We start from the raw sequence: 11,917 nt of genomic DNA, 5'->3' as shown, positions 1-11,917 counted from the left end.
CCGACACTGCAGGAGTCGGATTCCCCCGAGCATCGCGCTGTGGATAACTCACACGGGCCGTCGACCCTCCGGGTTACCGTGACTGGGTGATCCCGCCGACAGCTTCCTCCGCCATTCCCCGTCGTTCCGGTGCGCTCATGATGGTCTCGATCGTCGTGATGCTCGCGGGCTGCGCGCCGACGCCCGAGCCGACACCCACCCCCACCGCGGCCTTCGCCTCGGAGGAAGAAGCCTTCGCCGCCGCAGAAGAGACGTATCGGGCCTATACAGATGCTCTCAATGCCGTTGACCTCGACGACCCGGCCACTTTTGAGCCTGTGTTCGATCTCACAAGTGGTGACTTTGAGGCGGCGGATCGTCAGACGCTGTCCGAGCTCCATGCCGAGAAGTATGCGTTCACGGGACAGATGACCGTAGTCCGGTTCAACGGAATCAGCAGTCATTCATCATTTGAGCAGGTAGAAGCATCGGTCTGCGTTGATGTGAGTGGCTCCGACGTTGTCGATGAATCCGGCAACTCGGTAACTTCCCCCGACCGTCCCGACATGAACCCGCTCCGCGTCACGTTCGTCTTGTCAGACGGACGCCTGCGAGTGGATCGTGCGGACCGAGACCCTGGAACCGCATGCTCCGGATGAGAACAGCCGCCGTGATGGCCATTCTTGCCTCGCTGGCGGCTGGTAGCGATGGCAGGGGTGTTGGAGGAGCGGACGTTGCAGTCGGCAATGACGACCACGCAGTCGTCATCTCCGGCACGCAGACCCAGACCTCGTCCGACGGCCCCCGCGACAGCGCGCCGCACCCCGACTCCCCGTCCTCCCCCGCCTTCCCCGTGCACGAGTTCGACTTCGACTCATGTCTCGACGACTGGAACAGCTCCCGCGGCTGCTTCCGCACCGTCATCGATGAGGAACCGTCGTCACCGGGTGCGGACTCCCCTGCAGCCCCGGCGATCACGATCGACGACCTCGCGCAGTTCGCTCCGGATCCGGTCGCGAACGAGGGCGAGCCCGACAACGTCGGCGTGGCCGGGATGCCGACGAACTTCATCGCAGCGGCATCGGTGCACACGCGCTCTGGCACGCTTTTCGGCGCACCGCTCAGCGTGCGCTTCACTCCTGTCAGCTATGAGTTCGTGCACGGCGACGGCACGTCCGCCACCTCGAGCACAGGCGGACAGACGTGGTCGGCGCTCGGTCAATCACCGTTCACCCCCACTTCCACCAGCCATGTGTACAGCGAACGGGGCACGTACCAGGCGCACGTCACGGTCCGTTACGCCGCCGAAGTCGACCTCGGCGGCGGCTGGTTCCCGGTGGCCGGCGACCTCACGATCCCCGGCCCCGCGCGGGAGATACGCATCTTCGAGGCGCACACCGCGCTCGTGGCGTTCACCTGCGCGCAGCGACCGTCGGCACCCGGCTGCTGAGACGACGCACCCGGACTAGCGCACGGCGGTCACGACGACCGGAGCACCGTCCGCATCCACATAGCCTTCCAGCGTCAGCTTCGCATCCGCGGCGACGCCCTCCGCCGGCACGAACGTGACCTGCGGAACCAGATCCATCGTGCAGACCTGGTTCGCGCTCGGCTCCATCCGGACGATCCCCTCCGTCTCGCTGACGACTTCGACGGTTCCGGCGGCCGGCATACACGTCGACGACCCCCATGTCAGGATCGCGAGCTCGCGCTCATCGATCCACGTCGCCGCCGGTGTCTGCGGAGACATCCTGTCCGCAGGGATGATCTCCCCGTCCGCGAGCCCGGGCAGAGTGAGCTCGCTCTTCACGCCTGCCGCGTCGGTCACCGTCAGCTCCACCGGGCGTGAGGAATCGAACCCGGCCGGCAAGCCCATGTAGGTTCCGTGCGCGGTCTGCACGTCCGCACACGCCTCGTCCTCCCCGTCGACGAGCACGATCTCGAGCGACTGATCCCCCGCGACGATGTCCCCGATCTGCGGCACGCACGCATCGCCCCATGTCTTCAACACGAATGACGTTCCATCGAGCCACGCCGCCTTCGGGGCATATGACGTGTCAGAGGTGTTCGGATCGGACGTCGACTCCGGAACCGGAGAAGTTCCCGCCGACGTCGCGCATCCGGTCAGTGCCGCGGCGAGCACCACCCCGCCCAGGACGAGGGCCGAGAACGTGCGAAGAGGAGCTTTCATGCCCGTGAGTGTCCCCACCGAGCGGATCGTCTCAGTCTGCGACCGACAAGCGCCGGCCCGCGCCACGTGCCCGTGTCAGACTGTCGTTCGTGACCGATCGCCTCATGCTGCTCGACACCGCCAGCCTCTACTTCCGTGCCTTCTACGGCGTCCCCGACAAGGTGACCGCACCGGACGGCTCGCCGATCAACGCAGCACGCGGTCTGCTCGACATCATCGCCAAGCTCGTCACGCTCTACGAGCCCACTCATGTGGTCGCCTGCTGGGACGACGACTGGCGCCCGCAGTGGCGCGTCGACCTCATCCCCAGCTACAAGACGCACCGCGTCGTCGAAGTCGTCGAGAGCGGGCCAGACGTCGAAGAGGTTCCCGACCCTCTCGAAGCCCAGATCCCCCTCATCCGCGAGACGCTCGCGGCGATCGGGATCCCCATCGTCGGGGTCGCGGAGCACGAGGCCGACGACGTGATCGGCACGCTCGCGACCACCGCGACGATGCCGGTCGACATCGTCACGGGTGACCGTGACCTGTTCCAGCTCGTCGACGACGCCCGCGACGTGCGGGTCATCTACACCGCACGCGGCATGAGCAACCTCGAGATCGTGACCGATGCGACGGTGGTCGCGAAGTACGGCGTGCTCCCCTCGCAGTACGCCGACTTCGCCACCATGCGCGGCGATGCCTCAGACGGACTCCCCGGGGTGGCCGGCGTCGGCGAGAAGACCGCGGCGACCCTGCTCCAGGCGCACGCCGATCTCGAGGGCATCCGCGCCGCCGCGGAGGCAGGCGAGGGCATGAGCGCCGGAGTGCGTGCGAAGCTGCTCGCGGCATCCGCCTACCTCGATGTCGCGCCGACGGTGGTGGCCGTCGCCACCTCCCTCCCCCTCACTGCACCCGACGTTCCGCTTCGAGTGCTCGACCCCGCAGAGGTGGACGCGGCCACGGCGCTCGCGGAGAAGTGGAACCTCGGCGGCTCCATGACGCGTGCGGTCGCCGCGGTGTCCAACGCCGCGCTCAAAGCCGGCTGACAGGGCGACGGAGCGGGTCTACTCCGCCCAGGCGAGCAGACGCGAGAGCCCCCAGGTCGTCACGATCCGCGACGCGGGGATCCCCGCCCGCTCCGCGCGCTCGGCGCCGTGGTCCAGCAGTGAGAGCTGGCCGGGAGCATGAGCATCCGAATCGATGGAGAACAGGCATCCCGCCTCCAGGGCGATCGCGATCAGCTCATCCGGCGGATCCTGACGTTCAGGCCGGGAATTGATCTCGACGGCCACTCCGTTGTCGGCGCAGGCGGAGAAGACCGCTGCCGCATCGAATGCCGACTGCGGGCGCGTGCCCCGCTCGCCCTGTACGAGTCGACCTGTGCAGTGTCCGAGCACGTTCACCCTCGGGTGCGACACCGCGGCGATCATCCGCGCGGTCATCGGGCGCGAGTCCATGCGCAGCTTGGAGTGGACCGATGCCACGACGATGTCGAGCTCGGCGAGCAGGTTGTCTTCCTGATCGAGCGCCCCGTCTTCGAGGATGTCGACCTCGATGCCGGTGAGAAGGGTGAAACCGTCGCCGGATTCCGCACGCACGAGGGGCATCTGCTCGCGCAGCCGCTCCGCAGAGAGCCCTCTGGCCACCCGAAGGCGTGGCGAGTGATCCGTGATCGCTTGATACTCGTGCCCGAGGGCGCGTGCAGCAGCAGCCATCACCGAGAGCGGAGTCGTTCCATCGGACCAGTCGGTATGCGCGTGCAGGTCGCCGCGGAGCTTCGCGCGAAGCTCGGAGACGCGCTCGGGTTCGACATCTCCCCGCAGCTCGACGAGGTAGTCGGGAACCTGCCCCGCCTGGGCCTGACGGATCACCGCGAACGTCGACTCGCCGATGCCCCTCGCCGCACGCAGTCGGGTGGGATCGGCGCTGAGGTCGTCGGGAAGGTCCTGCAGTGTCGCCGCGGCCTGACGAAACGCCTTCGCTCGATACCGCGACGCCCGCTCGCGCTCCAGCAGAGAGGCGATCTCCAGCAGCGCGTCGACGGGGTCCACGGTCACTCCTTCGGAGCAGCCAGTTCGCGACTCACCGAGATCCACTGGTCGAGCTTCGCCAGGGCGCGACCGTCGTCGACCGCCGCCGACGCCTTGTCGTAGCCTTCACGCAGGCGCTCCAGGATCGGCCGCTGCACCTGAGTGGCATCCTGCGAGAGCTCGAAGGCGACGATGCCCGCCGCGGCGTTGAGCAGCACGATGTCACGCACGGCGCCGGTCTCCCCCGCCAAGGTGCGCCGGAGCACCTCCGCATTGTGCTGGGGCGAGCCGCCGATGAGGTCGGCGAGATCGGCGATCGGGATGCCGAGGTCGCGGGGGTCGAGGTCGTGCTCGTGGATGTCCCCGCGGGTGACCTCCCAGATGCGACTGTGTCCGGTGGTGGTGAGTTCGTCGAGTCCGTCATCGCCACGGAAGACGAGCGCCGTCGCACCACGGGTACGGAACACACCCGTGATCAGCGGGACGCGCTCGATCTGCGCGACGCCGACCGCGTTGGCCTCGGCACGAGCGGGGTTGCACAGCGGTCCGAGCATGTTGAAGACGGTCGGCACTCCCAGCTCCGCCCGCACGGGACCGGCGTGCTTGAAGCCCGGGTGGAAGGCTCCGGCCCAGGCGAAGGTGATGCCGGTGCGGTCGAGGATGGATGCGACGGCGGCAGGGTCGAGGGACAGCTCGAGCCCGAGGGCCCCCAGCACGTCGGAGGACCCGGAGGCGGAGCTCGCCGCGCGATTGCCGTGCTTGACCACGGGCACACCCGTCGCGCCGATGATGATCGCCGCCGTGGTCGAGACGTTCACCGTGCCGACTCGGTCACCACCGGTTCCGACGATGTCCAGCACGTCGGGTGAGACGGGAAGGGGAACCGCAGCCTCGAGGATCGCATCGCGGAAGCCGACGATCTCGTCGATCGTCTCCCCCTTCGCACGGAGGGCTACGAGGAAGCCCGCCAACTGCGCTTCGGTGACGCCTCCCTGCATGATCTGACGCATCGCCCACGTGGACTCCCACACACTGAGATCACGGCGCTCCAGCAGAGAGGTGAGCACGTCGGACCAGGTCAGGGAATCAGCCATGTGTGCGATCCTATCGGCGCAGAGAAAACATGCAGATGCTTCCGAACACACGTGCACAGGGGCCTCACCCCTTGTTTCCCGCGGATTCACCGGGTATTCGCAGTGTTTTCTTAGGGTCCCCTAAGTCCAAGGCAGGCTATTCGAGGGCCGTCGGTGCAAGAATCACGCCCGCGGATCGGCCATAATGGAGGGGTGACGACCTCAGCGACGTATGCCCCGGCGGCGAGAACGATTAAGCGGCCCAACCCGGTAGCTGTCGGCACCATTGTGTGGCTCGGCAGTGAGGTGATGTTCTTCGCGGGACTCTTCGCGATCTACTTCACCCTCCGCAGCACCTCCCCGGAGCTGTGGGCAGACCGGACCGAGCTGCTGAACGTCCCGTTCGCCGCAGTGAACACTGCGATCCTCGTGCTCTCCTCGTTCACGTGCCAGATGGGCGTGTTCGCGGCGGAGGACCTGCAGCCCTACAAGATCGGCAAGGGACAGAAGAACGGCGCCGGACGCCGTCGCCTGTTCGGCTGGGGAATGGTCGAGTGGTTCTTCCTCACCTTCGCCCTCGGCGCGATCTTCGTCTCCGGGCAGGTCTGGGAGTACGCCCAGCTGGTCGCTGAAGGCATGCCGATCGGCGCCGACTCCTACGCTTCCGCGTTCTACCTGACGACCGGCTTCCACGCCCTGCACGTCACCGGTGGTCTGGTCGCGTTCCTGCTCGTCATCGGCCGCGCATACGCCGTCAAGAACTTCCGGCACAAGGAGGCGACCTCCTCGATCGTGGTGTCCTACTACTGGCACTTCGTCGACGTCGTCTGGATCGTGCTGTTCCTCGTTATCTACTTCCTGAAATAAGAGCGGAGCTGATCCCCGAGATGGCACGAGAGAAGAAGCGCCGTTCCGGCGGTCGTCGCAGCCCTTTGGCGGCAGCGGCGCTCATCGGAGCAGGCCTCATGATCACCGGCGCTGTGTACGCCGGAGCGTCCGCCGCGTTCGCTGCGTCCGACACCCAGTCGGCCGCGACCACGCAGCTGACCGTCGAAGACGGCGAGAAGCTGTTCACGGCCAACTGCGCCACCTGCCACGGTCTCGACCTGGAGGGAACGGCCAACGGCCCCAGCCTCTACGGCGTGGGCGAACTGGCAACCGAGTTCCAGCTGTCGACCGGTCGCATGCCCCTGCAGATGCAGGGACCGCAGGCGCCGCAGAAGGCACCGCAGTTCACCGAGGACCAGATCCTCGCGATCTCGTCCTTCGTCCAGTCCGAGGCACCCGGCCCGACATTCCCGTCAGACCACATCCTCGACGGCAAGGGTGACGTCTCCAAGGGCGCGGAGCTGTTCCGCGTCAACTGCGCGATGTGTCACAACGTGGCCGCCGCCGGTGGAGCGCTCACCGAGGGCAAGTACGCCCCCGGACTCAGCGAGACCAGCGCACTGCACATGTACGCGGCCATGGTCACTGGTCCGCAGAACATGCCTGTCTTCGGCGACATGAACCTGTCCGACGAAGACAAGCGCGACATCATCTCGGCGCTGCTCTTCCAGCAGCAGTCCGTGCAGGTCGGCGGATTCTCGCTGGGCTCGCTCGGACCGGTCTCCGAGGGCCTGTTCGTGTGGATCTTCGGTATCGGCGCACTCGTCGCCGTCACCGTGTGGATCACGGCCAAGTCCAACTGACGCTTAATCATCGAAGAGGAACGTACGAGGAGCACCATGGCACACGACGACGACTCGCAGGCTCTTGACAGGGCCTACCAGCCCTCTCCGGGGCTGGGTGTCGCAGTCAGCGATCCCGTGCAGAACCCCGGGCTTCCGCCGCACCGCGAGCGGATGACCGACAAGGACCCGCGCGCTGAGAAGGCCGCTGTCCGCACTGTCTACACGCTGTTCTACCTCTCGCTCGCCGGCAGCATCTGGGCGGTCGCCGCCTACATGCTGTTCCCGATCGAGAGCGGCGCGCTCATCGACATCCGGCAGAACAACCTCTTGATCGGTCTCGGCATCGCCCTCGCGTTGCTGGCCCTCGGTATCGGTGCGATCCACTGGTCCAAGGCGCTCATGTCCGACAAGGAGTTCATCGAGCACCGCCACCCCACCCGTGGCACGGACGCAACGCGCGAAGCTGCCATCAAGGCCTTCTCCGACGCGAACGAGGAGTCCGGCTTCGGCCGTCGCTCGATGATCCGCAACTCGCTGTTCGCAGCGATCGTCGCCTCGATCATCCCCGGCGTGACGCTGTTCCGTGGCCTGGCGCCGCACTCCACTCCGGAAGACCCCACGGCGGGCGACCCGGTCGTGCTGCTCAAGCACACGATGTGGGAAGAGGGAGCGCGCCTGGTGCGCGACCCCGACGGCACCCCGATCCGCGCCGCTGATGTCACGCTCGGCTCCGCGTTCCATGTGATCCCGGAAGAGCTCGCGACGCTGAGCCACCACGACGGCTACCTCGAAGAGAAGGCCAAGGCCATCGTGCTGATGATGCGTCTGCGCCCCGAGCAGCTGATCGAGGCCGAGGACCGCAAGGACTGGTCCTACGACGGCATCGTCGCCTACTCCAAGGTCTGCACGCACGTCGGTTGCCCCGTGGCACTGTACGAGCAGCAGACCCACCACCTGCTGTGCCCGTGCCACCAGTCGCAGTTCGACGTCACGGACCACGCAAAGGTCATCTTCGGCCCGGCGGCACGTCCGCTGCCGCAGCTGCCCATCACCGTCGATGACGAGGGCTACCTGATCGCACGCAGCGACTTCACGGAACCCGTCGGCCCGAGCTTCTGGGAGCGCCATTGAGCACCGCAACGCTGTCCAAAGACGACAACGACACCAAGGCACCTCTCGGCGGCCGCTTCGTCGGTGCCGCGTCGAACTACATCGATGAGCGCACCAGCCTCTCCGGCTTCGTCAAGGAGCTCGGACGCAAGATCTTCCCCGACCACTGGTCGTTCATGCTGGGTGAGATCGCGCTGTGGAGCTTCGTCGTCGTGTTCCTCTCCGGAACCTTCCTGACGTTCTTCTTCGACGCGTCGATGGTCGAGACCCACTACACCGGCGCCTACGCGCCGATGCGTGGAATCGAGATGTCCGCAGCGCTGGAATCGTCGCTGCACATCTCCTTCGACCTGCGAGGCGGTCTGCTGGTCCGTCAGATCCACCACTGGGCCGCGCTGGTGTTCATCGCCGGAATCGGCGTGCACATGCTCCGCGTGTTCTTCACCGGTGCGTTCCGCAAGCCGCGTGAGCTCAACTGGGTGATCGGATTCATCCTCTTCATCCTCGCGATGGCAGAGGGCTTCACCGGCTACTCGCTTCCCGACGACCTGCTCTCGGGCAACGGTCTTCGCATCATCGACGGCATGATCAAGGGCCTCCCCCTGATCGGCACCTGGACCTCGTTCCTCCTCTTCGGCGGAGAGTTCCCCGGTACCGACATCGTCGGACGCCTGTACACGCTGCACATCCTGCTGCTGCCCATGCTCGTCATCGCACTGATCGTGGTGCACCTGATGCTCATGATCATCAACAAGCACACGCAGTTCGCCGGCCCCGGCCGCACGAACGACAACGTCGTGGGCTACCCGATGATGCCGGTGTACATGTCGAAGATGGGCGGATACCTGTTCATCGTCTTCGGCACCATCGTGCTGATCGCGACCTTCTTCCAGATCAACCCGATCTGGAACTACGGACCGTACGACCCGTCCCCCGTCTCCGCCGGCACGCAGCCGGACTGGTACATCGGCTTCGCCGACGGCGCCCTGCGTCTGGCACCGTCGAACTGGGACATCGTCTTCCTCGACCACACCTGGTCGTTCGGCATCATCGCGCCGGTCCTCGTGCTCGGTCTGTTCATCGTGCTCGTCGCGATCTACCCCTTCATCGAGGCGTGGGTCACGGGCGACAAGCGCGAGCACCACATCGCTCAGCGCCCGCGCAACGCCGCGACGCGCACGGCGATCGGTGTGGCCGGTGTCATCTTCTACGCGGTGCTTTGGGCTGCAGCCTCGTCCGACCTCATCGCGACGCACTTCATGCTCACGATGGAAGGCGTCATCCACACGCTGCAGGCGATGCTCTTCCTGGGCCCGATCCTCGGCTACTTCGTCACGAAGCGCATCTGCATCGCGCTGCAGAAGAAGGACCGCGAGATCGTGCTGCACGGCTTCGAGTCCGGTCGCATCGTCCGCCTTCCCGGCGGAGAGTTCATCGAGGTGCACCAGCCGGTCGACAAGTACGACCGTTGGAAGCTCATCGACGTCGACACGTACGAGCCCCTCGTGGTCCGCCCGAACGCCAAGGGACGTATCCCGTGGACGGAGAACCTCCGCTCCTCGATCTCCCGCTGGTTCTTCGAAGACCGCCTGGCACCGCTCACGCAGGCCGAGGTCGAGGCAGCAGACGCTCACCAGCACCACGTCACGGCTCACAACGACGAGACCGAGGCCGCGGAGATCCAGGGCGCTCACGAGCGCGCAGGCTTCCCCGACGCCCCGCTCACGGTCGATGAGACGCACGTCGACGAGACGCCGAACACCCCCAGCACGGTCATCGCGACCGAGCCGGTGAAGAAGCCTCGCAAGAAGTCGGAGGACGGCGAGTAGTCGCCACTCCCCCATCTGATGAAGGCCTCGTCCATACGGACGGGGCCTTCATCGTTAGTACCCGAATGAGAGGATCCACCCATGTCATCCGCCGTCCAGCTGATCCGCGCCACCTCCCTCGCCGACACTCCTTACGCCTACGCCGCGACCGCACCGGCGGGATCCCGGCTCATCTTCCTCGCCGGAGCATGCCCCCTGAACGATGACGGCACGACCGCGGCACCGGGCGACTACGCGGCCCAGGCGGCGCGCTGTGTGGAGACCCTGCAGGCGGCGCTCGACGTGGCCGGCGCCACGCTCACGGATGTCATCAGCACCCGGGTCCTGGTGGCCTCCTCCGCGCAGGCCGACCTCGTGACGGCCTGGGACGTGGTCCATGCCGCTTTCGGCGCTCACGACGTCCCCAGCACCCTCCTGGGCGTCACCGTGCTCGGCTACGACCATCAGCTCGTGGAGATCGAAGCGATCGCCGCCGTCACCGACTGATCATGGACATCGTCATACGCCCTTCCACGCCGAGGGACGATGCGCTGACCGAACAGATCGAGCGCGCCGCCGATGCCCTGCTCATCGACCTGTTCGGCGCGGTCACTTGGCCTCCCCCGACGCCGCCGCAGGATCGTACGGAGTCACCGGGGTTCGTCCTGGTCGCCGAGCTCACCCACGACATCACGGCACCGATCGTCGTCGGCTTCGTCCATGTCCTCGAGATCGACGGACACGCCCATCTCGAGCAGCTCTCGGTACTCCCCTCGTTCGGACGTCGTGGCATCGGTCGTCAGCTCGTCGCGGCCGCGCTGGCGGAGGCGCGGCGACGCGGCCACACCGACGTCACGCTGCGCACCTACACCGAAGTGCCCTGGAACGCGCCGTTCTACGCTTCGTGCGGCTTTGTCGAGAGCGAACCGGACACGGCGCTGCTCCGAGAGCTCGTGGCCATCGAAGAGAGTCTGGGACTCTTCGAGCACGGACCTCGTGTGCAGATGACCGCCACGCTCTGACCAGTCGGCGCTCCGAGCACCGTCACGCGCTCTGTTCGGCTGTCGTTGACGGCAATCGGACGCCGGCCGACCGGAATCCGGAATCCGCTGGGGACGACGACGCCGCCTCCCTAGGCTGAGGTCATGATCGATCGCACCGACTTCTTCGCTGCCAAGCTGGCCTATGAGACAGACCCCAGCGACGTGCATGCCGCCCTGGAGTCAGGCGAGAGCATCGTCGTCGTCGACGTCCGCTCCGACGCAGCCTGGGCGCAGGGCCGCGTCGCCGGCGCCGTGCACATGCACTACAGCGAGATCTCCGCTCGTGCACCCGCGGAGGTGCCGAAGGACGCTGACGTCGTCGTCTACTGCTGGAGTCCCGGATGCAACGCCGGCGCGAAGGGCGCGCTCGAGTTCGCCCGTCTCGGCTACCGAGTCCGCGAGATGATCGGCGGCTTCGAGTACTGGGTCAGAGAAGGGTACGCGGTCGAGGACTCGGATGGCGTCCACCACCGTCCGGTCGATCCGCTGACCGGCATCCCCCGCATCCGTGCCCGCGCCTGATCGCGGCGCCGTCCGCACACGAAGAAGGCCCCCGGAGGAATCCGGGGGCCTTCTTCGATGAGGAAGTATCAGCGGGCGAAGTTGCCGCGGTAGTACTCGTACACCCAGCCGACGATGGCGACCACGAAGATCGCGAGACCGATCGGCAGAAGGAAGTGTCCGACCGCGAGACCGACGACGAAGACTCCCGCCGAGGCCGCCAGCACGATCGGCCACCAGGACCACGGGCTGAACTCGCCCAGCTCCGGGTCACCGTCATCGATGTCGGACGTCAGGATGTCCTCGGGAAGCTCGCCCCGCTGAGCCTTGTGCGTGCGGTCGAGGTAGAACGCGATCATGGCTCCCATGAAGGCGCCGAAGAACAGGGCGACCGTTCCGACCCACTCGATCCGCATGGCGAAGTTGTCCGCCGGCGTGGCCAGGATGTGCCAGCCGGTGTAGACCACACCGACGAGGGCGAAGAACGCCGTCAGGATCCACCAGAGAATGACATTGTCGCGCATGAC

The 11,917-nt window shown here is 66.5% G+C and carries 14 protein-coding genes; 10 read left to right on the top strand and 4 right to left on the bottom strand.

Annotation, left to right across the window (positions count from 1 at the left end):
• The first annotated feature begins 86 nt into the window (after positions 1-86).
• On the top strand, positions 87-638 hold the full coding sequence (locus ASD13_RS17150; protein ID WP_235562488.1) for a hypothetical protein: 552 nt from the start codon (positions 87-89) through the stop codon (positions 636-638).
• Between the two features lie 14 nt (positions 639-652).
• Complete coding sequence (locus ASD13_RS06860) at positions 653-1,429, top strand: hypothetical protein (protein WP_235562487.1); 777 nt, start codon at positions 653-655, stop codon at positions 1,427-1,429.
• 15 nt (positions 1,430-1,444) lie between these two features.
• On the opposite strand, the gene ASD13_RS06855 is transcribed toward ASD13_RS06860, so the two are convergent.
• On the bottom strand, positions 1,445-2,170 hold the full coding sequence (locus ASD13_RS06855) for a hypothetical protein (protein WP_055867429.1): 726 nt from the start codon (positions 2,168-2,170) through the stop codon (positions 1,445-1,447).
• An 89-nt stretch (positions 2,171-2,259) separates the two neighbouring features.
• On the opposite strand from ASD13_RS06855, the gene ASD13_RS06850 reads away from it, so the two are divergent.
• A complete protein-coding gene (locus ASD13_RS06850; RefSeq protein WP_055869129.1) occupies positions 2,260-3,198 on the top strand; it encodes a 5'-3' exonuclease in 939 nt (312 codons plus the stop codon).
• An 18-nt stretch (positions 3,199-3,216) separates the two neighbouring features.
• On the opposite strand, the gene ASD13_RS06845 is transcribed toward ASD13_RS06850, so the two are convergent.
• Together ASD13_RS06845 and trpD are read right to left on the bottom strand one after the other, a co-directional pair.
• Positions 3,217-4,203 carry a PHP domain-containing protein gene (locus ASD13_RS06845; protein ID WP_200935122.1) on the bottom strand — a complete coding sequence of 329 codons (987 nt, stop codon included), beginning with the start codon at positions 4,201-4,203 and terminating at the stop codon, positions 3,217-3,219.
• A gap of 2 nt (positions 4,204-4,205) precedes the next feature.
• On the bottom strand, positions 4,206-5,276 hold the full coding sequence (gene trpD / locus ASD13_RS06840; protein WP_017830258.1) for an anthranilate phosphoribosyltransferase: 1,071 nt from the start codon (positions 5,274-5,276) through the stop codon (positions 4,206-4,208).
• Positions 5,277-5,468: 192 nt separating this feature from the next.
• Between trpD and ctaE the strand changes: the two genes are divergently transcribed.
• The 7 genes from ctaE to ASD13_RS06805 all read left to right on the top strand — a co-directional run bounded on the left by ctaE (position 5,469) and on the right by ASD13_RS06805 (position 11,411).
• Entirely contained in the window at positions 5,469-6,122 is a 654-nt protein-coding gene (gene ctaE, locus ASD13_RS06835; protein WP_131491265.1) for an aa3-type cytochrome oxidase subunit III, read from the top strand.
• 20 nt (positions 6,123-6,142) lie between these two features.
• Positions 6,143-6,946, top strand: a complete 804-nt coding sequence (gene qcrC / locus ASD13_RS06830) for a cytochrome bc1 complex diheme cytochrome c subunit (RefSeq protein ID WP_055867422.1) — start codon at positions 6,143-6,145, stop codon at positions 6,944-6,946.
• 36 nt (positions 6,947-6,982) lie between these two features.
• Positions 6,983-8,059 (top strand): cytochrome bc1 complex Rieske iron-sulfur subunit, encoded by a 1,077-nt coding sequence (gene qcrA / locus ASD13_RS06825; RefSeq protein WP_055867419.1) that lies wholly within the window; start codon positions 6,983-6,985, stop codon positions 8,057-8,059.
• Positions 8,056-9,867: a cytochrome bc1 complex cytochrome b subunit gene (gene qcrB / locus ASD13_RS06820; protein ID WP_055867417.1), complete on the top strand. Its 1,812-nt coding sequence runs from the start codon at positions 8,056-8,058 to the stop codon at positions 9,865-9,867. Before qcrA ends, qcrB begins: the two co-directional genes overlap by 4 nt.
• A gap of 81 nt (positions 9,868-9,948) precedes the next feature.
• A complete protein-coding gene (locus tag ASD13_RS06815) occupies positions 9,949-10,353 on the top strand; it encodes a RidA family protein (protein WP_055867414.1) in 405 nt (134 codons plus the stop codon).
• A gap of 2 nt (positions 10,354-10,355) precedes the next feature.
• Complete coding sequence (locus ASD13_RS06810) at positions 10,356-10,868, top strand: GNAT family N-acetyltransferase (protein ID WP_055867411.1); 513 nt, start codon at positions 10,356-10,358, stop codon at positions 10,866-10,868.
• A gap of 123 nt (positions 10,869-10,991) precedes the next feature.
• Positions 10,992-11,411 carry a rhodanese-like domain-containing protein gene (locus tag ASD13_RS06805; RefSeq protein ID WP_055867402.1) on the top strand — a complete coding sequence of 140 codons (420 nt, stop codon included), beginning with the start codon at positions 10,992-10,994 and terminating at the stop codon, positions 11,409-11,411.
• 68 nt (positions 11,412-11,479) lie between these two features.
• On the opposite strand, the gene ASD13_RS06800 is transcribed toward ASD13_RS06805, so the two are convergent.
• Positions 11,480-11,914 (bottom strand): cytochrome c oxidase subunit 4, encoded by a 435-nt coding sequence (locus ASD13_RS06800; RefSeq protein ID WP_017830250.1) that lies wholly within the window; start codon positions 11,912-11,914, stop codon positions 11,480-11,482.
• Positions 11,915-11,917: the final 3 nt, after the last annotated feature.

This window comes from Microbacterium sp. Root1433D1, assembly GCF_001426835.1.
GTDB classification, from domain to species: Bacteria; Actinomycetota; Actinomycetes; order Actinomycetales; family Microbacteriaceae; genus Microbacterium; species Microbacterium maritypicum.
Note: the sequence above shows the minus strand (reverse complement) of the source record. Positions and strands in the feature narration are given on the sequence as shown.

What these genes read in the sequence shown, in the direction of transcription:
- ASD13_RS06805 (WP_055867402.1), top strand. Translation starts at nt 10,992, where the DNA reads ATGATCGATCGCACCGACTTCTTCGCTGCCAAGCTGGCCTATGAGACA.
- ASD13_RS06860 (WP_235562487.1), top strand. Translation starts at nt 653, where the DNA reads ATGGCCATTCTTGCCTCGCTGGCGGCTGGTAGCGATGGCAGGGGTGTT.
- trpD (WP_017830258.1), bottom strand. Translation starts at nt 5,276, where the DNA reads ATGGCTGATTCCCTGACCTGGTCCGACGTGCTCACCTCTCTGCTGGAG.
- qcrC (WP_055867422.1), top strand. Translation starts at nt 6,143, where the DNA reads ATGGCACGAGAGAAGAAGCGCCGTTCCGGCGGTCGTCGCAGCCCTTTG.
- qcrA (WP_055867419.1), top strand. Translation starts at nt 6,983, where the DNA reads ATGGCACACGACGACGACTCGCAGGCTCTTGACAGGGCCTACCAGCCC.
- ASD13_RS06810 (WP_055867411.1), top strand. Translation starts at nt 10,356, where the DNA reads ATGGACATCGTCATACGCCCTTCCACGCCGAGGGACGATGCGCTGACC.
- ASD13_RS06800 (WP_017830250.1), bottom strand. Translation starts at nt 11,914, where the DNA reads ATGCGCGACAATGTCATTCTCTGGTGGATCCTGACGGCGTTCTTCGCC.
- ASD13_RS06855 (WP_055867429.1), bottom strand. Translation starts at nt 2,170, where the DNA reads ATGAAAGCTCCTCTTCGCACGTTCTCGGCCCTCGTCCTGGGCGGGGTG.
- ASD13_RS06815 (WP_055867414.1), top strand. Translation starts at nt 9,949, where the DNA reads ATGTCATCCGCCGTCCAGCTGATCCGCGCCACCTCCCTCGCCGACACT.